20 protein-coding genes are annotated in these 20,916 nt (G+C 50.8%); all 20 read left to right on the top strand.

Translation table 11 applies throughout. The annotated features are described in order from the left end of the window. Positions 1 to 8 precede the first annotated feature (8 nt). The 20 genes from tilS to lysS all read left to right on the top strand — a co-directional run bounded on the left by tilS (position 9) and on the right by lysS (position 20,638). Positions 9 to 1,451, top strand: a complete 1,443-nt coding sequence (gene tilS / locus AC3WT9_RS32490) for a tRNA lysidine(34) synthetase TilS (RefSeq protein ID WP_341376985.1) — start codon at positions 9 to 11, stop codon at positions 1,449 to 1,451. Positions 1,452 to 1,496: 45 nt separating this feature from the next. Beyond that, positions 1,497 to 2,036 (top strand): hypoxanthine phosphoribosyltransferase, encoded by a 540-nt coding sequence (gene hpt, locus AC3WT9_RS32485; RefSeq protein WP_038584418.1) that lies wholly within the window; start codon positions 1,497 to 1,499, stop codon positions 2,034 to 2,036. Positions 2,037 to 2,146: 110 nt separating this feature from the next. Beyond that, entirely contained in the window at positions 2,147 to 4,198 is a 2,052-nt protein-coding gene (gene ftsH, locus AC3WT9_RS32480) for an ATP-dependent zinc metalloprotease FtsH (RefSeq protein WP_341089042.1), read from the top strand. 277 nt (positions 4,199 to 4,475) lie between these two features. Then, positions 4,476 to 5,414, top strand: coding sequence for a quinolinate synthase NadA (nadA, locus tag AC3WT9_RS32475; RefSeq protein ID WP_038584425.1), 939 nt, complete (start codon positions 4,476 to 4,478; stop codon positions 5,412 to 5,414). A 39-nt stretch (positions 5,415 to 5,453) separates the two neighbouring features. Continuing rightward, on the top strand, positions 5,454 to 7,070 hold the full coding sequence (gene nadB / locus AC3WT9_RS32470; RefSeq protein WP_341376986.1) for an L-aspartate oxidase: 1,617 nt from the start codon (positions 5,454 to 5,456) through the stop codon (positions 7,068 to 7,070). Continuing rightward, the gene (nadC, locus tag AC3WT9_RS32465) at positions 7,060 to 7,935 is read left to right on the top strand and encodes a carboxylating nicotinate-nucleotide diphosphorylase (protein WP_038584428.1); all 876 of its coding nucleotides are present in this window, start codon (positions 7,060 to 7,062) and stop codon (positions 7,933 to 7,935) included. Before nadB ends, nadC begins: the two co-directional genes overlap by 11 nt. Then, positions 7,932 to 8,699, top strand: coding sequence for a type III pantothenate kinase (locus AC3WT9_RS32460; RefSeq protein WP_038584431.1), 768 nt, complete (start codon positions 7,932 to 7,934; stop codon positions 8,697 to 8,699). Before nadC ends, AC3WT9_RS32460 begins: the two co-directional genes overlap by 4 nt. Positions 8,700 to 8,745: 46 nt before the next feature. Beyond that, entirely contained in the window at positions 8,746 to 9,630 is an 885-nt protein-coding gene (hslO, locus tag AC3WT9_RS32455; RefSeq protein ID WP_341089044.1) for an Hsp33 family molecular chaperone HslO, read from the top strand. A gap of 8 nt (positions 9,631 to 9,638) precedes the next feature. Then, positions 9,639 to 10,583, top strand: coding sequence for a peptidyl-prolyl cis-trans isomerase (locus AC3WT9_RS32450; RefSeq protein WP_341376987.1), 945 nt, complete (start codon positions 9,639 to 9,641; stop codon positions 10,581 to 10,583). 200 nt (positions 10,584 to 10,783) lie between these two features. After that, the gene (gene cysK / locus AC3WT9_RS32445; RefSeq protein ID WP_038584437.1) at positions 10,784 to 11,722 is read left to right on the top strand and encodes a cysteine synthase A; all 939 of its coding nucleotides are present in this window, start codon (positions 10,784 to 10,786) and stop codon (positions 11,720 to 11,722) included. A 325-nt stretch (positions 11,723 to 12,047) separates the two neighbouring features. Next, a complete protein-coding gene (locus AC3WT9_RS32440) occupies positions 12,048 to 13,673 on the top strand; it encodes an anthranilate synthase component I family protein (RefSeq protein WP_341376988.1) in 1,626 nt (541 codons plus the stop codon). Continuing rightward, positions 13,670 to 14,251 (top strand): aminodeoxychorismate/anthranilate synthase component II, encoded by a 582-nt coding sequence (pabA, locus tag AC3WT9_RS32435; RefSeq protein ID WP_341089047.1) that lies wholly within the window; start codon positions 13,670 to 13,672, stop codon positions 14,249 to 14,251. Before AC3WT9_RS32440 ends, pabA begins: the two co-directional genes overlap by 4 nt. After that, on the top strand, positions 14,248 to 15,129 hold the full coding sequence (locus tag AC3WT9_RS32430) for an aminotransferase class IV (protein ID WP_341089049.1): 882 nt from the start codon (positions 14,248 to 14,250) through the stop codon (positions 15,127 to 15,129). Before pabA ends, AC3WT9_RS32430 begins: the two co-directional genes overlap by 4 nt. Next, complete coding sequence (gene folP, locus AC3WT9_RS32425; protein WP_341089051.1) at positions 15,126 to 15,983, top strand: dihydropteroate synthase; 858 nt, start codon at positions 15,126 to 15,128, stop codon at positions 15,981 to 15,983. Before AC3WT9_RS32430 ends, folP begins: the two co-directional genes overlap by 4 nt. 48 nt (positions 15,984 to 16,031) lie before the next feature. Further along, positions 16,032 to 16,394: a dihydroneopterin aldolase gene (folB, locus tag AC3WT9_RS32420; protein WP_341089053.1), complete on the top strand. Its 363-nt coding sequence runs from the start codon at positions 16,032 to 16,034 to the stop codon at positions 16,392 to 16,394. A 10-nt stretch (positions 16,395 to 16,404) separates the two neighbouring features. Next, positions 16,405 to 16,956: a 2-amino-4-hydroxy-6-hydroxymethyldihydropteridine diphosphokinase gene (folK, locus tag AC3WT9_RS32415; protein WP_341089055.1), complete on the top strand. Its 552-nt coding sequence runs from the start codon at positions 16,405 to 16,407 to the stop codon at positions 16,954 to 16,956. Next, a complete protein-coding gene (locus AC3WT9_RS32410; RefSeq protein ID WP_341376989.1) occupies positions 16,908 to 17,117 on the top strand; it encodes a helix-turn-helix domain-containing protein in 210 nt (69 codons plus the stop codon). Before folK ends, AC3WT9_RS32410 begins: the two co-directional genes overlap by 49 nt. A 46-nt stretch (positions 17,118 to 17,163) precedes the next feature. Beyond that, positions 17,164 to 18,180, top strand: coding sequence for a tRNA dihydrouridine synthase DusB (dusB, locus tag AC3WT9_RS32405; protein WP_341089057.1), 1,017 nt, complete (start codon positions 17,164 to 17,166; stop codon positions 18,178 to 18,180). 203 nt (positions 18,181 to 18,383) lie between these two features. After that, a complete protein-coding gene (gene greA / locus AC3WT9_RS32400) occupies positions 18,384 to 18,863 on the top strand; it encodes a transcription elongation factor GreA (RefSeq protein WP_038584463.1) in 480 nt (159 codons plus the stop codon). Between the two features lie 257 nt (positions 18,864 to 19,120). Further along, positions 19,121 to 20,638, top strand: coding sequence for a lysine--tRNA ligase (gene lysS / locus AC3WT9_RS32395; RefSeq protein WP_341089059.1), 1,518 nt, complete (start codon positions 19,121 to 19,123; stop codon positions 20,636 to 20,638). Positions 20,639 to 20,916 lie beyond the last annotated feature (278 nt).

Genomic DNA, 20,916 nt, shown 5'->3' with positions numbered 1-20,916 from the left:
AGCACCGTATGGAGCAAATGAATGAGCTTGTGGAATCCGTATTGGAGTCTGCAGCCGAGCACAGGCTGTGGGCGCCCCATGACACCATAGTAGTCGCAGTTTCCGGAGGGTCGGACTCTGTGGCTCTTTTGCGTATTCTGCATGAAATATCTGTGAACCGGATACCGCTAAAGCTGGTATGTGCCCATGTAAACCACGGGTTCAGGGCTGAGTCGGTTGAGGAGGCGGAGTTCGTCCGGCAAATGGCCCGGGAGCTGGGGGTGCCTTTTGAGCTGGCCGAATTTGATATCCCTTCCCTCGCCAAAGGCAGCGGGCTTGGCCCCGAGGGGACGGCACGCGAGAAACGATATCAGTTTTTGATCGAGACTGCGCACCGCTATGGCGCACGCTCTGTTGCGCTGGCACATCATGCCGATGATCAGGCGGAGACGGTGCTTATGCGCCTGTTGCGGGGCAGCGGACCTTCCGGTCTGGCCGGAATGCGCTGGAAGAGGACAGAAAAAAAGGTGGAACTCATCCGCCCCTTCCTGCGTATTAACAAAACGGCTCTTGTCGGGTTATGCCGGGATGAAGGGTTTCCCTACGCCGAAGATGCCAGCAATCTGCTGACCAAATATAAGCGGAATGTCATCCGGCTGGAGGTGCTGCCTTCACTGGAAAAGTACAACCCGAAAGTCAAACAGTCGCTTCTGCAATTGTCCGAAATTGTCGGAGCCGAAGATGAATTTATGGAGGCGAACGCAGCAAGATGCTTCGATGAGCTGGTTTTGATGAAGCATGGAAAATACACCTTTAAGAGAGCTTTGTTCGCGGCCATACCCTCCGCTTTACAACGGCGTTTGATTAAACTAATATTAAATTATCTGTCGGCGGATTCATCGACCCTGGATTTTTCCAAGATCGAGGCTGTACGCCGGGGAACGCTGCAGGAACACCCCACCGTATGGAGTTTAGATTTGGGTGGAGGTCTGATCTGTGTGCGGCAATATGATACAATTTTGTTCTCGTCCAAGCCTCCGCAGCGGAAGGTTAGTTATACATATCGGATGTCTTTGCCTGATTCCCGGCTTTTGCTGACGGAACTAGGAAAAGTAATGACGATGACGGTGCTGGAGAAAGAAACTTTTTTAGTACAGGGGGAGGACTATGGGAAGATGTCGGCTTGGTTTGACAGCGATGAGCTGGTCCTGCCGCTGACCATTCGTTCCCGATTGCCTGGAGATACCATAAGGGTTATGGGATTAAACGGAAGCAAAAAGGTAAAAGATATTTACATTGATGATAAAATACCTTCTTCCGAACGCTCTGAGATTCCCCTTGTTTGTGATGGTTTGGGCAATATCGTCTGGATTCCGGGCGTTAGGCGCTCGATGCATGCCGCAGTAGGGCGGCACACGGCCTCGGTTCTTCTCTTGTCTCTGGAGGATATGGAGCAGCACGAAGAAGCGTAATGGTCGAAGTTAGTCTTTCATAGTATAACTTAGGAGGTTCGCAAGTTGCAGAACGATATTCAGGAAATCTTGATCAGCGAAGAAGAAATCCAACAAAGAATCAGGGAGCTCGGCGCCCAGCTGAGCGCAGAATATGCAGGACGTACGCCATTGGTAATTTGTGTGCTGAAAGGCGCGTTTATCTTTATGGCGGATTTGGTTAAAGTCATTACAGTACCTGTTGAGATGGATTTCATGGCTGTATCCAGCTATGGAGCATCCACCAAATCTTCCGGTGTAGTCAAAATCATCAAAGATTTGGATGCGTCAGTTGAAGGACGCGATGTTCTGATCGTCGAAGACATCATCGACAGTGGTCTTACACTCAGTTATTTAATTGAAATGCTTCAAGGACGCAATGCTGCTTCCATTTCTGTGGTTACCCTGTTTGATAAACCGACAGGACGCACCGTTAATCTCGAAGCTGCCTATACCGGCTTTGTGATTCCTGACGCTTTCGTAGTCGGCTACGGACTCGACTATGCCGAGCTGTATCGGAACCTCCCTTACGTCGGTGTACTGAAGCCTGAAATTTATTCCAAATGAACTAATCGACAGCCTTAGATCCACGGATCAGATTTCCGGAGCACTGAGCATTTGAGGACTCTGGGCAGGCTATGGTACAATAACTTGAGCGTTGTGAGAGGAGGTAGGGGATGAATCGGTTCATCCGGAATTCTGGTTTTTATTTGATTTTATTTTTAGTCGTGGTGGGCATTGTCCAGTTTGTGAGCAATGGAAATGAATCCGCCGATTTCCCTAGATACGATGAGTTAAGGCAGGAATTGAAAGACAATAATGTGAAGAGTATGACGATTCAGTTTGAAGGCAATGCTTTTGCCGTTACTGGTGAATATAGAGAGCAGCCGTCAGATGCCAAATCGAAAAATTTCTCCACATTTGTTCCTCCTACAGACAAGGCTCTTGATGAGCTTATTGGGGCCAGCGACCTCAACGGTGTAGAGCTGGTTACGAAAAAAATGGAAGGTGACAGCATTTGGCTGACATTCCTTTCTTCCATCATTCCGCTGGTTATTATGTTCATCCTGTTCTTCTTCCTGTTCAATCAGGCACAGGGTGGCGGCGGCAAAGTAATGAATTTCGGCAAGAGCAAGGCCCGGTTATATAATGAAGAGAAGAAGAAAATCAGCTTTGAGGATGTTGCAGGGGCTGATGAAGAGAAGCAAGAGCTGGTGGAAGTCGTGGAATTCCTCAAGGATCCGCGTAAATTCGCAGCTGTTGGCGCGCGTATTCCTAAAGGGGTTCTCCTTGTAGGTCCTCCAGGGACCGGTAAAACCTTGCTGGCCCGCGCAGTTGCCGGTGAAGCAGGCGTTCCGTTCTTCAGTATTTCCGGTTCCGACTTTGTGGAAATGTTCGTGGGTGTCGGTGCTTCCCGTGTACGTGACTTGTTCGAAAATGCCAAGAAGAATGCACCATGTATCATCTTTATTGATGAGATCGATGCAGTGGGTCGTCAGCGCGGCGCCGGACTTGGTGGCGGACATGATGAACGCGAACAGACACTTAACCAATTGCTTGTAGAAATGGACGGTTTCGGCGGCAACGAAGGCATTATTATTGTCGCAGCTACCAACCGTGCAGATATACTTGACCCGGCATTGCTTCGTCCGGGACGTTTCGACCGTCAAATTACAGTTGACCGCCCAGATGTTAAAGGCCGTGAAGCTGTACTTAAAGTTCACTCCCGCAACAAGCCGCTTACGAAAGACGTAAGACTTGATGTTATCGCCAAACGCACTACCGGATTTACCGGTGCCGATCTGGAGAACCTGCTGAATGAAGCGGCTCTGCTCGCTGCACGCCGCAACCGCAAGGATATTACCATGCGTGAGGTAGATGAAGCGATTGACCGTGTAATTGTAGGTACCGAGAAACGCAGCCGCGTGATCAGCGACCGTGAGAAGCGTATTGTAGCTTACCACGAAGCCGGTCATACGATTGTGGGTTACTTCTTGGAGCATGCAGACATGGTTCACAAAGTTACGATTATCCCGCGCGGACGCGCAGGCGGATACGTCATTATGCTTCCTAAAGAAGACCGCATGCTTGTTACGAAGCAGGAATTGCTTGATAAAGTAACCGGACTCCTCGGTGGACGTGTTGCCGAAGAGATGTTCATCGGTGAAATCGGCACAGGCGCATACAGCGACTTCCAGCAGGCTACGCGTATTGTCCGCAGCATGATTATGGAATACGGTATGAGTGATAAGCTGGGACCTATGCAGTTCGGTACATCCCAAGGCCAGGTCTTCCTGGGCCGCGATATCGGGCATGAGCAGAACTACAGTGATTCCATCGCTTATGAAATCGACCAGGAGATGCAGAACTTTATCCGTAGCAGCTATGAACGCTGCCGGGAGCTGCTTACCAAGCACTCCAAGGAAATGCACCTCATTGCCAACACCTTGCTTGAGAAAGAAACGCTGGAACTGGATCAGATTAGAGAATTGATCGAGCAAGGCTATCTGACTGAAGACGGTAAACCGGAAGAGACTCCGGGTGTGACACACGAAGCCGGTGAACCCGTTATTGATTCTATTGGTGATGTGCGTGTCCGCATTCAAGGCAAGGACGACACCTCTTCTACAATTCCTGATCTGACCAAGGATATTCCGAATAATCCGGAGTCCGGGGATGGAAATGATTCTAACGACGGCAATAAAGACGGCGGCGGAGGCCTCGTCTAAAGAGCCCCTAAACTGAATGAAGCTACGTAAGCTCGTCCGGAGAACCTTAAAGTTCTCCGGATTTTTTTCGCCTTTAGGCTTCCTACCGTACAGCTTGATCGACTCCCGGTTACATTGACAGAGGGTGGAACCTTGTGTACATTAGTGATTAAATATTAAATAAATGGATAACTATCTATAGCAGAGCTGAGTGGCTGTGCAGATCCGCAAGGAACATATAATCTATTCGAAAGTAGAGCCGGCGTACGCCGTGAAGAAATAAGGGGGAGAATTAACCGTGGAAGCTCTGGCGCTTGAGCGCAAGCAGGAACAAAATCGCGAACTTCGTGTGCGCCTCGAACAGCTGAAAAAAGAACGGAATGCAATCATTTTGGCTCATTATTATCAGCGTGATGAAATTCAGGAGGTTGCCGATTTTCGGGGGGACTCTTTTTTACTCGCTCAAAAAGCAGCGGAGACCGATGCAGAAGTGATCGTCTTCTGCGGTGTTCATTTCATGGGGGAAAGCGCTAAGATTCTGGCGCCTAACAAAACTGTGCTTATTCCTGATGAACGCGCCGGTTGTCCGATGGCCGATATGGTCAATGTGGATGGCTTGCGCAAGCTGAAAGCACAGCATCCAAATGCTAAAGTGGTGACTTATATCAACTCGTCGGCTGAAATTAAAGCAGAGACTGATATTTGCTGTACCTCTGCCAACGCTGTGAAGGTCATCGAATCACTCGATGCGGAAGAAATCATCTGGGTGCCGGATAAGAATCTGGGTCAATACGTCCAGGACCAGACGGGCAAGAAGCTGATTATCTGGGAAGGCTATTGCAACACTCATGATATGCTTACCGTTAAAGATGTAGTGGAAATGAAAGCGAAATATCCGGAAGCCGAGTTTGTGGTGCATCCGGAATGCCGCCCTGAAGTGGTTGCCATGGGCGATTATGTAGGCAGCACCACCTCGATTCTTGAATATTGCCGGAAATCGGACCGCCGGCAGTTCATTGTTGGGACAGAAGACGGTACCGGATACCAGCTCCGCTTGGATAGTCCGGATAAGGAATTCCATTTTGCAACGAAATTTCTAGTATGCCCTAATATGAAGGTCAATAATTTAAAGAAACTGGTCAAATGCCTGGAGACGATGAAGCCGCAGATTTACGTACCGCCTGCTGTCGCCGACAAAGCCAGAACTTCCCTAGAGCGCATGCTACAAGTCCGGTAGCATGCGCTACTCTTTCGTTGAAACAGGTGAAAAGCGGTCATGATTCCACAGTATTTGGTTGATTTCGACCTTCGCGAGCTTCCTACAATAAAGACGGATTGCATTGTTATCGGTTCAGGTATCGCCGGATTGTTCACGGCTATTAAAGCGAGTGAAGACCGGCATGTCATTATGATTACTAAGAAATCGCTGATGGAGAGTAATACAAGATATGCTCAGGGAGGAATTGCCGCTGTAATAGCCGAAGATGACTCTCCGGCATATCACCGGCAGGATACACTAATGGCTGGTGCAGGGCTCTGCTCCTCGGCTGCTGTTGATGTATTGGTGAATGAAGGACCGGGCGGGGTACATGAGCTGATCCGGCTCGGCACCGTATTTGACAAGGAAGATGGCATATTGGCTTTGACTCAAGAAGGAGCACACAGCCACCGGCGGATTCTGCATGCCAACGGGGATGCTACGGGCTTTGAAATTGTGCGTGCACTCTCTGAACAGGTTACTGAACATGACAATATTGAGGTATGGGATGATCATTATGTCATTGATCTCGTTACCGAGGGCGGCGAATGCCTTGGGGCACTGGTACAGCGGCCGGGTGGAGGCAGATTGTTCCTGCAGGCTGATGCAACGATTCTATGCTCCGGGGGGGCGGGACAATTGTACCGCTATACTACTAATCCGGAAGTTGCAACCGGAGACGGCGTAGCCATCGCTTACCGGGCCGGAGCCCATGTGCGCGACATGGAATTTATCCAATTCCATCCAACGGCGCTTAGTTATCCGGGAGCCCCGAGGTTTCTGATCTCGGAAGCGGTACGCGGCGAGGGCGCTGTGCTGCGCAATATCAATGGAGAGCGGTTCATGGAACGATATCACGAGCTGCTGGAACTGGCACCCCGCGATATCGTGGCCCGGGCCATTGTCAATGAGATGGAGCTGACCAAATCAACCTTTGTCTATTTGGATATTACGCATGAATCGGCCGATATGGTCAAACATCGTTTCCCCACGATATATGAGACATGTATGGGCTACGGACTGGATATTACAACGGACTGGATTCCCGTGGCTCCTGCTGCGCATTATATGATGGGGGGCATTAAGACCGATCTCAACGGAGAGAGCAATATCTCCCGTTTATTCGCCTGTGGTGAGGTGTCTTCCACCGGGGTACATGGCGCCAACCGCTTGGCTAGCAATTCTTTGTCCGAGGCCATTGTGTTCGGACGGCGGATTATTGAACGCATTCGCCAGCTTCCTCCGCTCCGGCGGGAGACGATTTCGGCAGGTAGTCAGCAAGGCCGTGTTGAGTCTCCTACACAAGCTATTGTGGAGCGGCGGCTTAAGCTGCAGAAGGTAATGGTCCGTTACGCCGGATTGCGGCGGAATGAAGAGATGTTGTCTAAGGGGCTGGAGGAATTGAAACGGCAGCTGCCGATTTTTGCTTCGGCGCTGACCAAACGTGAGGAGTACGAGTTCGCCAATATGCTGACCTGCTGCCTGCTGATTACGGAATCGGCTTTGGCGCGGGAGGAGAGCCGCGGAGCACATTACCGTGAAGACTATCCGCTGCGGAATGATGCAGAGTGGCAGAAGCATCTGCTCCAGATTCGCGAACTGGGAATAGTGGAGGAATTAAGTGATGATGTTTAATGGATATAATGAAGAGCTGGTACAGGCAATTAAAGGCTGGCTGCAGGAGGATGTCGGTTCCGGGGATATAACGACCCGTACGACGATACCTGCAGGCCATGAGTCCAAGGGTATTATTCACGCCAAAGAGGACGGCATTATCTGCGGAATCCCTGTAGCGGAGCTTGTGTTTGAGATTGTAGATCCGTCGCTTGTGTTCACGGCACTGGTGCAAGAAGGCCAGAGTGTGTCCAAGGGAACGGTCATCGCAGAAGTTGAAGGCAGCACGCATGCGATCCTCACGGGGGAACGGCTGGCACTTAATTTAATGCAGCGGTTGTCCGGCGTGGCTTCACGTACCGCCTCCTTCGTTCAGGAGCTTCATGGCTTGCCGACGCGTCTGGTGGATACGCGCAAGACAACACCCGGTCACCGGATGCTGGAGAAATACGCTGTACGGGTCGGTGGTGGAGCGAATCACCGGTTCGGATTATATGATGCGGTAATGATTAAGGACAACCACATCAAAGGCGCTGGCGGAATCCGTCAGGCTGTAGGACGTGCACGGGCTAATATTCCGCATACAATGACGATTGAAGTAGAGACGGAAAACCTTGAGCAGGTGGAGGAAGCACTTGTTGCCGGAGCCGATATCATCATGCTTGATAATATGTCTCCTGAGCTGATGAAGGAAGCTGTGAGAAGAATTAAGGCCAAATCGCCTCATGTCAAGACTGAAGCATCGGGTAATGTATCTTTGGAAACGGTTCGCCGTATCGCGGAGTCCGGCGTTGATGTAATTTCAGTGGGCCGTCTCACCTATTCTTTCTCCAGTCTGGATATCAGTCTGGACCTGAATGCGAAGAAGGAGGGCCCGCTGTCATGATGCTCGCCGTCGATATCGGCAATACCAATATTGTTCTCGGGGTGTACCGGCAGCGTGAGCTGCTGCACCATTTCAGGCTTAATACTGCACGCCAGTCCACTGTGGATGAGTATGGAGTTCTGATCCATAATCTATTCAGCATGTCGGGACTTTCGGTGAAGGATATCGAAGGGGTTATTATCTCCTCGGTAGTTCCGCCGCTTGTTCAGGTCATCGTGGAGATGTGTGTGAAATATATTGGCAAGGATCCGCTGCTGGTAGGTCCAGGAATCAAGACAGGGCTTAACCTGCGCTATGAGAATCCGCGTGAGGTAGGTGCTGACCGGATTGTTAATGCAGTTGCTGCCATTGAGCAATATAAATGTCCGCTAGTTGTTGTTGATTTCGGAACTGCGACTACCTTCGATTGCATTGACGCAGGTGCCAATTATCTTGGCGGGGCGATTGTGCCGGGACTCGGCATTTCTACGGAGGCTTTATATCAGCGGGCTTCCAAACTTCCGCGGATTGAGCTGGAGAAGCCGAAGAAGGTAATCGGACGGAACACAGTCCACGCTATGCAGGCAGGGATTATTTTCGGCTATGCCGGGCAGGTTGAAGGGATTGTAAGGCGCATTAAGCTGGAAATGAATGCGCCGGTGCTGAAGGTCATCGCTACGGGTGGACTTGCCCCGCTCATTGCCGGTGAAACGGATTGTATTGATGAAGTGAATCCAATGCTGACGCTGGAAGGTTTGCGTATTATTTATGACCGCAACAAATAAAATAAAGAAGCCTTAAAGGGCAGGAGATAGGAGGAGTATGCACCCGATGGATAACAAAAAGGACCGGCTGGTCCGGGGAACGGCGCTGAATGGCAGAGTCAGAGCTTTTGCTGTGCGCACGACAGCGCTGGTTGATGAATTGCGGCGCAGACATGATACGTATCCAACGGCTACAGCCGCACTGGGCCGTACAGTTACCGCTGCAGCCATGATGGGCGCAATGCTCAAAGGTCAGGAGAAACTCGCCGTAATGGTCAAAGGCAATGGACCGATCGGACAGATTACTGCAGAATCAAATGCTTTTGGAGAAGTACGCGGTTATGTGACCAACCCGCATGTTCATCTGCCGAGCAATAGTCTTGGCAAGCTGGATGTCGCAGGCGCCGTGGGTACGGAAGGGTTTATTGATATCAGTAAGGATTTAGGCATGAAGGAGCCTTACCGGGGAAGTGTGCCGATTATTTCCGGTGAGCTCGGAGATGATTTCACGTATTACTTTGCAGTTTCCGAACAAACACCGGCTGCGGTGGGTCTTGGTGTGCTGGTTGAAACCGATAACTCCGTGCGCGTAGCCGGGGGATTTATTGTACAACTGCTTCCAGGGCTTACGGATGAAGAGATCACCGAGATTGAGCGGGCGGTAGGGTCGCTGCCTTCAGTAACCGCTTTACTGGAAGAGGGGCTGGAACCCGAAGAGATGCTCCGTTATCTTTTACCGGATGCAGTGATTATGGATGAGCTGGATATCAAATTTGTCTGCCAATGCTCGCGTGAACGGGTGGAGCAGACACTGGTCAGCTTGGGTGAGAAAGAGCTGGAGCGTTTGATTGAAGAAGATGATCAGGCTGAGGTTGTCTGCCATTTTTGCAACGAGGCCTATGTTTTTAATAAGGATGAATTGCAGGTTATCCTGGATCAAGCGAAATCGTAGGGCTGAGGATGATGACAAGACAGGAGCGCGCGCTGCGCAATGCCGTTATTCTACTGGCTGTCGCGACTTTGATGCTCGGAGGTCTTTTATTCTGGAGTTTGCGGGCGATGTCCATTCTTAAAGGAGAGCCGGCGGACGGCGAGTCCTCGGACATCGCCTCTGCAGGAGGCCAACCGGTAACGGATCAAGCCTGGGTGGATGAACTCAAAAAAAAGTACGGTAATGATGTGCTGCTGGGCATGCTTAATCATATTGTAGTCGACAAAGAAGCCAAGGCTCTTGGTGTTGCTGTGACAGATGTGGAGATTGAGCAGGAATTGAAGCGCAGCATGACCGGTTACGGTTCGGAAGAGCAATACTATGCCCAGATGCAGTCGGAGCTGGGGCTTTCCCGTCAGGAAGTGCGTGAAGAAGCAGTGTATCGCCTGACTCTTCAGGCAGTTGCAACTGCAGGCATTACCATTACTGATGCGGAAATTGATAATTATTTAGCGGAGAATTCCGAGCGGTTCACACCGAGGAAAGAAATGCAGCTCTCGATAATCAAAGTGGCCACCTACAGCGAAGCTGAGCGTGTAATGGACCGGCTGGAGCAAGGAGAGGACTTTGCTGCACTTGCCAAGGAATTATCCATAGATGAGGAAAGCCGGGGACGAGGCGGCAGCATCGGAACCGTGGAAGAGGAGGATCCCTTTTGGCCGGAGGATCTGCTGAAGACGGCAGCGCAGCTGGACGAAGGAGATATCGCAGGTCCCCTGCAGACGGGCGATGATTATGCCATTATCCGGCTGGAGAAAATGATTGATCCCAAAAGCCAGGATCAGACGGAAATCCGTGAGCAGGTTCGGCGGGAGCTGGCCCTGGAGCAGGCAGCTCCATTACAGCAGGTGGAGAGTGATTTGCGCGCTAAATATGATACAGCGATATATATTGACAACAGCCTGCAAGATTGATAATATGAAATTAAATGGAAAACCTACTGTTTTAGTCGGAAATAGATAGCGGCAGATCATATTTGACCGCGGAACAGCGCTATAACTTGGTGCTGCGGTGTTGAATCTCCTGGTGCACACCCGGAATTACAAGCTGAAGACTTATATATGTCACAAGTTATGCACCCATATATCATTTATCATTCCAAGGAGGTTTTTACATGGCTAAAGTCGTCAACAGTGTAACAGATTTGATCGGAGGCACACCGCTCGTTCGTCTCAATCGTATTGTTCCTGAAGGATCAGCGGAAATTTATTTGAAGCTGGAATACCAAAACCCGGGCTCCAGCGTTAAAGACCGCATTGCCCTCAGTATTGTAGAAGAGGCTGAGAAGGAAGGTCTTCTGAAACCAGGCGGCACGATTGTAGAAGCAACCAGCGGCAATACAGGTATTGGCCTTGCGCTTGTAGCTGCAGCCAAAGGTTATAAGGCTATTATTGTTATGCCGGAAACGATGAGCCTTGAGCGCCGCAATCTGCTGCGTGCTTACGGCGCAGAGCTGGTGCTGACTCCAGGATCGGAAGGTATGAACGGTGCGGTTAAGAAGGCGGAGCAGATCTTAAGCGAGAACCCAAGCTTCTTCCTGGCTGAACAATTCAAGAACAAAGCCAACTTGAAAATCCACCTTGAAACAACCGGCCCGGAAATCGTGGAAGCCATTGAATCCATTGGTGGACCGCTGGATGCTTTCATCGCTGGTGTGGGTACAGGGGGAACTATCTCCGGGGCAGGTGAAGTGTTGAAGGGTCAATATCCTGATGTGAAGATTTATGCGGTAGAACCAGCTGCTTCGCCAATTCTGGCCGGCGGCAAACCGGGACCTCACAAAATTCAGGGGATTGGCGCAAACTTCATTCCTGAAATCCTCAACCAGGACATTTATGATGAGATCATTCACGTAGAGAATGATGAAGCATTTGAAACTGCCCGTCGCGTGGCTAAAGAGGAAGGCGTGTTGTCCGGTATTTCTTCCGGTGCAGCTGTATTTGCGGCTCTCAAAGTAGCTAAAGAACTGGGCGCAGGCAAAAAAGTGGTTGTGATCATCCCAAGTAACGGCGAACGCTATTTGAGCACACCACTGTATAACTTCGAAGCATAATTGCTGACTAAGCAAATAACTAAGAGTCCTCGCATCCGCTAAGACAGGGATAACGAAGGCTCTTTTTTGTGCATGATGAAAGATATAATCCTTCCTGTGCTTCCACAGCAGATGAGGCTGGAGTCAGTTGAAGCAGATTTTTTCAGAAAATCCATGGTTCAGGCTTTTCAAAGCAGCACGAAGTACAGTATACTGACAGGCAATAAACTTTAGATTGCTTAATGCAAGCAGCGCAGCTTCATAGAACTTAAGCGAATGCTTACGAAGCAAGTTTTGTTACGAAGCAAATTGAAGAAGTGCAGGGCTTCACAAAACTTTTAGGAGGATGGCTTTGGAAATCATAACGGCTTGGCAGGATTGGGAGCAGTGGGCACAAGAGGACTGGAGCCTCCTCCCTTTAATTATAAAATCACCGCAGGACAAGGAGGGCTTGCCCTCTTCCTGGATGAAGGCCTGGCAGCTGGCCTCCCCCTATTCAGTGGTGCTGGAGAGCGGGAAAGGCGGACGATACACATACTTGGGGTTGCAGCCCGTTTCAGTACTAACAGGAAAAGGCGGGGATGCCGAGGTGCTCAGCTTGTCCCCGGAGGCAGCGGGAACGAATGAACCAGTACCGCAAGCTGTGGAGCTGCAGGGAGAGCCGCTGAAAGTGCTGCAAAACTGGATGAGCGGCTTCACTTCGCCCAAACTGCAGGTTGCCGGCCTGCCCCCGTTCCGTGGAGGCTGTGCGGGGTTCCTCAGCTATGATGTAGTCCGCTCTCTGGAGCAGCTCCCTGTGCTTGCCCAGGATGATCCCGAATTTCCGGACTATCTCTTCATGCGGCTGGAAGAGCTGTGGATCTATGATCATCTTGAGAACACGCTCTATTCCATCGTGCATGTGCCGGTTGCTGCGGCCAGCTCGTCTGAGCTTGCCGCTCTGAAGTCACTGTATCAAGACGCAACCGTCCGGGCAGAAGGAATGGTGGAACAGTGGCATCAGATCTGCTCTGCTCCCGGCCTGGAGGAAGACCGCGAAGAGGAACGTGGAATTATCGCTGCTGTTGAATCAAGCGCCGACCTGTCCGGTGAATGGCCAGGCATGACCTCTGCTTTCTCGCCCGGGCAATTCCAGCAGGCTGTGCTTCACGTTCAGGAATACATCCGCCAGGGCGATGTATTCCAGGTCAACCTGTCGCTGCGCAAGGAGGCGCAGCTGAATTCCTCGCCGGAGGATGTGTATGAATGGCTGCGCAAGCTCAACCCGTCCCCGTACATGGGGCTGCTTCGCTCGCCCGGCTTCGCTCTCTCCAGCGCTTCGCCGGAGCTGCTGGTCAAGCTGCACGGGGACAAGGTCAGTGCCCGCCCCATTGCCGGTACCCGGCGCAGGGGCCTGACTCCCGCGGAGGATGCCGCCATGGAGGCGGAGCTGCGCGGGAGCGAGAAGGAGACCGCCGAGCATATTATGCTTGTCGATCTGGAGAGAAACGACATCGGCCGGGTCGCGGCCTATGGATCGGTCAGCGTGCCGGAGCTGCTGACCGTGGAGCGATACTCGCATGTCATGCATCTCGTCTCGCAGGTCGAGGGCAGCATCGCCCCCGGCAAGGATGCTTATGATGTCATGGCCGCCTTGTTCCCCGGCGGTACCATTACCGGTGCACCCAAGGTGCGGACAATGGAAATCATCGAGGAGCTGGAGCCGGTACGGCGTGGTCCATATACTGGATCACTGGGCTGGATTGACTATAACGGTAATATGGAATTAAATATTATTATAAGAACACTGGCAGTGAAGGACGGAGTCGGTTATATTCAGACGGGCGCGGGTATTGTGATTGATTCGGATCCGTACCGCGAATACCGGGAATGCCATAATAAAGCCAAAGCGGTCGTGAAGGCGGTTCTCTGCAGTGAGCATCAGCAGGAATTGCGGACGACCGGCGGCGCCGAAGGGGGAGCAATACAATGATCTTGGTCATCGATAATTATGATTCCTTTACGTACAATCTGGTACAATACCTGGGGGAGCTGGGGGAAGAAGTGAAAGTATTCCGCAACGATGAAATCAGCATTCAGGAGATAGAGGCGCTGGCTCCGGACCATATTTTGATCTCTCCCGGACCTTGTACGCCGAACGAAGCCGGCATCAGTCTGGAAGTGCTGCAGCATTTTAAGGGGATCATACCGATCTTTGGAGTCTGTCTCGGACATCAGGCTATCGGACAGGCCTTTGGCGGCAATGTTATCCGTGCGGAGCGTCTGATGCATGGCAAAACATCGCCGATTCACCATCACGGCACATCCGTATTTGAAGGACTGGAATCTCCCATTACTGCAACCCGGTATCATTCTCTGATTGTAGAGCGTGAGAGTCTGCCGGAATGTCTGGAGATTACAGCCGAGACTGTGGAAGGCGAGATTATGGCGCTGCGCCATAAAGAGTACCCGATTGAAGGCGTGCAGTTCCACCCTGAATCGATCATTACGGATCATGGGCACATCATGCTGCGCAACTTTCTGAAACGGAGAGCCGGGGAAACGGCATGAAATATATAGGGCTCAACAATAGCGTAGTTGAGGCTAAAGACGCCGTGGTCTCCACCTTGGATCACGGTTTTTTATACGGTATGGGCTTGTTTGAAACCTTTCGCACCTATAACGGCGTCCCCTTCCTGCTGCGCCGTCATCTGGACAGACTGGCTGATGGCTGCAGGCAGCTAGGCATTCCATTTGTACCGGATGAAGCGTCCCTGCGGGACTGGATCACACGGGTGATGGACAAAAACGCACTAAAGGATGCCTATATACGGTATACAGTTACAGCCGGGGAAGACATTCTTGGTCTTCCGGCTGGTGACTATAGCCGCCCGAATCATTTGCTCTATATCAAAGAATTGCCGCGCCAGCCAGCCGCTCTCTACAGTGAAGGCAAAGGACTGCAGCTGTTGCAGCTGCGTCGTAATACCCCCGAAGGACCGGTAAGGCTGAAGTCACTCCACTATATGAACAATATACTGGCCAAACGGGAGCTTGCCGGATATGCCTCTGCGGCCGGCGGCACGGAAGGGCTTATGCTGACTGCAGAAGGGAACATTGCTGAGGGAATTGTGAGCAATATTTTTTTTATCTGCAATAAGGTGCTGCACACACCTGAACTGGCCACAGGCATCCTTCCGGGAATTACCCGGGAAATGGTCCTGAAGCTGGCTCCTGCCGCCGGACTCCGCGTGGAAGAGGGATTGTACCGCTGGGAACAGCTTCAGGCTGCCGATGAGGTGTTTCTCACCAATTCGGTGCAGGAGATTGTCCCGGTTACCACACTGTGGCACGGTGATGAGGCGCTGACTGTAGGCACAGGGCGCTGCGGGGCATACACGGGGCAATTGATTACTTTATACAGGGAAAGGATGGGAGAGCCGGTATGAGACCCGTAATCTATAAGCGGACCTACCGCTGGAACAACAGCGAGCTGATCCTTGGTGACCGGACGTTAATTATGGGCATTTTAAATGTAACCCCGGATTCCTTCTCTGATGGCGGACTATGGAATGAACCGGATCAAGCGGTAAGACATGCGCTGCAAATGGCTGCTGAAGGTGCCGATATTATCGATATAGGCGGAGAGTCAACCCGTCCCGGTCATCAACCGGTAAGCCTGGAAGAGGAGCTGGCCCGTGTACTGCCTGTTATTGAGAGCATTCACCGCGCTGCGCCTCAGTTGATATTATCCATAGATACCTATAAGGCGGAGGTGGCACGTCAGGCGATTCGGGCAGGGGCCCATATCATCAACGATATTTGGGGGTGCAAGGCTGATCCTGATATGGCGGCTGTGGCTGCTGAGGCAGACTGTCCGATTATTTTGATGCACAACCGCCACGACCGGAATTATCAGAATTTGGCCGCGGATATGGCAGCTGACCTCAATGGCAGCATCAGCCTGGCGCTCGAAGCCGGTGTGAAGCCGCATAATATCATCCTTGATCCAGGCATTGGCTTTGCCAAGGATTATGCGGAGAATTTGCAGGCGATGATGGTGCTGGATGAACTTACGATGCTGGGTTATCCCATGCTGCTTGCCACTTCCCGCAAAAAATTCATCCGTACCGTGCTGGACCTCCCGTCTGATGATGTGATGGAGGGAACCGCCGCTACCGTTGCATTCGGCATTGCCCAAGGCTGCCAGATTGTGCGGGTGCATGATGTGGCCACGATGAAACGTACCGTACTTATGTGTGATGCGATGCTCTATGCCGCCTCTCCGCGGGTGCATGAATAGATGGCTATTGCTGAACGAACTATTTTGTATTAGAAAGCAGGGATCAGGGTGGATAAAATGAAGCTGCACCGCATGGAGTATTATGGATATCATGGTGTGTTCGAAGAGGAACGCAAGCTTGGACAACGTTACTATATTGACCTGGAGCTGGAGCTTGATCTGCGGGGGGCTGGTCTTCAGGATGATCTGGACCAAACCGTAAATTACGCCGAAGTGCATGGGCTCGTCAAAAAAATTGTCGAAACAAAGTCCTTTAAGCTGATTGAAGCTTTGGCGGAACATATTGCATCCTCAGTACTGGACACTTATACTGTTATCAATGCAGTAACGGTCAAAGTGACTAAGCCGCATCCGCCGTTCGACATTCATTTTCAGGGAGTGACTGTAGAACTGCATAGAACGAGAAAGTGAGACAGGGCCCATGACTATACACTCCACCTCTGAGGGATCAGAGGCTTATATTGCTTTAGGGGCCAATTTGGGTGACCGCGAAGGCACCTTGAAGGAAGCTTTGAACAGGCTGGATCATTATGACGGGATTGAAGTTGTACGCTGCTCTAATGTATATGAGACAGAGCCTGTCGGCTATCTCGACCAGCCGCAGTTTTTGAATATGGCAGCCGCCCTCCGCACCACGCTTGGGCCGGAGAACTTGCTTCATGTGATGCTCGACATTGAAGCGCAGCTAGGCCGGGTTCGTGATATCCGTTATGGCCCGAGAACAGTGGATCTTGATTTATTATGGGTAGAAGGACAGAGCTATGATACGGCAGATTTAACGCTTCCGCATCCCCGGATGCTGGAACGGGCGTTTGTGCTGTTTCCGCTTAGTGACATCGTACTGCCGGATGAGGATTCTTCCGGACTCCGGGGAATCATTACAGCAGCGCTGCAGGATATAGACGGAAAGGAAGGAATGCGCTTGTGGACATCAAACGTTTGGGAACGCGGGTCAGAGCATTCCGAAAGCTGAAAGGATACACCCAGCAAGAGTTGGCGGATTCTGTCGGAATTTCACTGGCTGTGCTAGGCGCAGCCGAGAGGGGAAACCGGCATTTGGAAGATAAAATTTTAAATAAAATTGCGGATGTTCTTGAGGTTTCAGTCGAAGAATTGACCAATCCCTCTACTTAGGAAGACGTCCATTCATTAAAAATGGAACTAAAGGAAGTGAAGAATTGTGCTGAAAATTGGCGGCATTGAAATGAAGAACCAGGTCGTTCTGGCTCCTATGGCCGGTGTATGCAATCCAGCGTTCCGGCTGATTGCAAAAGAATTCGGCACCGGCTTGGTATGTGCGGAAATGGTCAGTGACAAAGCTATTCTGCACGGTAATTCTCGTACGCGTGAGATGCTGTTCGTGGATGAACGGGAGAAGCCGCTTAGCCTGCAGATTTTTGGCGGAGACCGTAAGTCGCTCGTTGAGGCGGCCAAAGTTGTGGATAAGGAGACCAATGCCGATATTATCGACATTAATATGGGGTGTCCCGTACCGAAAGTAACAAAATGTGATGCCGGGGCCCGCTGGCTGCTGAATCCGGACAAAATCTATGAGATGGTCTCGGCGGTTGTAGAGGCCGTTGACAAGCCGGTTACCGTAAAAATGCGGATCGGCTGGGACAGCGAGCATATCTTTGTAGAAGAGAATGCCCGCGCAGTGGAACGTGCCGGAGGCCAGGCTGTCAGTGTGCATGGACGTACCCGTGAGCAGCTCTACACCGGCCATGCCGACTGGAAGTATATTAAAATGGCTAAAGAGGCTGTTTCGATCCCTGTCATCGGCAACGGCGATGTTAACACACCTGAGGATGCCCGGGCCATGCTGGATCAGACCGGCTGCGACGGGGTTATGATTGGACGCGGCGCGTTAGGTAATCCATGGATGCTGTACCGGACCATTCAATATTTGAGCACAGGTGAGCTGACGCCTGAACCGGGAGCGGAAGAGAAGATCAAAGTGGCGATTCTTCACATGGACCGTTTGGTGGCCCTTAAAGGCGAGGCGGTAGCGGTTCGTGAAATGCGCAAGCATCTAGCCTGGTATTTAAAAGGTCTTAAGGCTGCTGCCCGCGTAAAGGATGTCATTATGGAAGAAACCAAACGCGATGAAATGGTGCGGATCTTGAATGATTTTGTCGCACAGCTTAAAGATGAAGAAGAACAAGAGGGCCGTAATCCGTCTCTCTCGGCAGTTTAATCACCGTCTCCACTGGCTTTAAGAGATAACACCGGAACATTATATGGGGCGTCATTGACATTTTGTAGCGGTTCCAATATAATTTCACAGTATAAAATCGCCGTTACAGCAAGGGCAATGCAGCATGGAGGGTTCTTATCCCTCTGGATTCGCATATAGTATGGTGTTTTCAATAAATGTATACGACAGGAGAATCGGTTGAGATGAGCGATAAAGAAGTCATCCTTACGCCGGACGGACTTAAGCGTCTGGAAGAAGAACTGGAGACCCTCAAATCCGTGAAACGCCGCGAAGTGGCCGAACGGATTAAAGTGGCGATTGGCTACGGAGATATCAGCGAGAACTCCGAATATGAGGACGCGAAGAATGAACAGGCCTTTATCGAAGGGCGTATTATCACTTTGGAAAAAATGCTCCGCAACGCTCGCATCATCAATAGCGATGAGATCGTTACCGATGTGGTAAGTATCGGGGTTACTGTAAGCGTTGAAGATATGGAATATGGCGATGTGATGGAATACACAATCGTTGGTACAGCCGAATCCGATCCGCTTAACAATAAAATCTCCAATGAAAGCCCGGTAGGCAGAGCTATTATCGGTAAGAAAATCGGCACTGTTGTAGATGTTAGTGTACCTGCAGGAGTCATTCAATATAAAATTCTTGATATCCGAATGAAGTAATCTACAGGCGCTTTGCGCCTGTGAATAGACATGCTGCCCTCGCACAGAGAACTGCACTGCACTGGCAGAAGAAGGAACAGGGCCCGGAAAGCTTCCTTAGGGAAGCTTTTTTCTAAATAAAGAAGAGATATCGCCCGAAAAATATGGCTGAACACATATAGCTTATATTTTGTACTGGAACGGACTGCCCTCAATTATGGAGGTGGAGCCGTTTCTTCTTGTGTATATGACATGAGGCATTAGAGAGGATGAGGAACATGACTGAGGAAATGAATACCGTGGAAACCACGGAAAAAGAGCTTAGTGAGCTGTTGCAGATTCGCCGTGCTAAATTGGACGAGCTGCGGGCACTGGGAATTGACCCGTTTGGCAAAAAATATGACCGCACAGCAGGTGCCGGGGACCTTCTGGCTAAGTATGACGGACAAACAAAAGAGGAATTGGACGAGCTGGCTCTGGAAGTCAGCATTGCCGGTCGGATTATGGCTAAACGTGTCATGGGTAAGGCGAGTTTTGCCCACATTCAGGATCTTAGCGGCAAAATCCAAATTTATGTGCGCCAGGACAGCATCCCTGAGGCACAATACGCAGCCTTTAATGTTCTCGATTTAGGCGATATTATCGGAGTGCGCGGTATCGTGTTCAAAACAAAAACTGGCGAAACCTCTATTAAAGTGTCCAATCTTGAGGTTTTGTCCAAATCTCTGCTGCCGCTGCCTGAGAAGTATCATGGCCTGAAGGATGTTGAGCTGCGCTACCGCCAGCGTTATGTAGATCTGATCATTAACCCTGAAGTACAGCAGACCTTTATTGCCCGTTCGCGGATCATCCAGTCGATGCGCCGTTACCTGGATTCCCTTGGCTACCTTGAGGTTGAAACCCCAACACTTCATGCGATTGCCGGCGGAGCCGCTGCACGTCCGTTCATCACCTACCACAATACGCTGGATATGCAGCTGTATATGCGGATTGCGATTGAACTGCATCTGAAACGTCTGATTGTCGGCGGACTCGAAAAAGTTTATGAGATCGGCCGTGTATACCGCAATGAGGGCATTTCGACGCGTCATAATCCGGAGTTCACCATGATTGAGCTGTATGAGGCTTATGCCGACTACAAGGATATTATGCATTTGACCGAGAGCATGATCGCCCATATCGCCCAGGAGGTTCTTGGCAGCCAGAAGATCAACTATCAAGGCCAGGAAGTGGACCTCTCACCAGGATGGCGCCGTGTGACCATGGTTGACGCCGTTAAGGAAGTAACGGGTGTGGACTTTGGTGTTCAGATGACGGATGAGGAAGCACAAGCTTTGGCTAAGGAGCACCGTGTACCGGTTGAAAAACATATGACCTTCGGCCATATCCTGAATGCCTTCTTTGAGCAGTTTGTTGAGGAAACATTGATTCAGCCTACATTTGTAATGGGTCATCCGGTTGAAATCTCGCCGCTGGCCAAAAAGAACGATCAAGATCCGCGGTTTACCGACCGCTTTGAGCTATTTATCGTCGCACGCGAGCACGCGAATGCCTTTAGTGAGCTGAACGACCCGATTGACCAGCGTCAGCGCTTTGAAGCGCAGATTCAGGAGAAGGAGCAGGGCAATGATGAAGCCCATGAGATGGACGATGACTTCATCCGTGCTCTGGAATATGGTATGCCTCCTACAGGCGGACTGGGAATCGGTGTAGACCGTCTGATCATGCTGCTGACCAATGCTGCTTCAATTCGTGATGTTCTGTTGTTCCCGCATATGCGCAACAAGACTGAATAATTTCAATGTTTTATTTCACAGAGCCAAGGGCCGCTGTATTATACAGCAGTTCCTTGGGCACTGTGGGTTTAGAATTGGTGTAATGGACTACAGGGTATGCGGGAAGCGGTGTATCCAACCTAGTTTAAAATAATGCTTGCAATGCAGAACCATACATGATATATTCTATTTCTGGCCGCGAAACATCAACGCCTGGCTCGGAAAAGAAGTTAAAAAAAGAGCTTGCATTGATCGGCTGGATGTGATATATTATAAGAGTTGCTGGTGACGAGATAATC

It is taken from the genome of Paenibacillus sp. EB106-06-01-XG199 (assembly GCF_058791575.1).
Note: the sequence above shows the minus strand (reverse complement) of the source record. Positions and strands in the feature narration are given on the sequence as shown.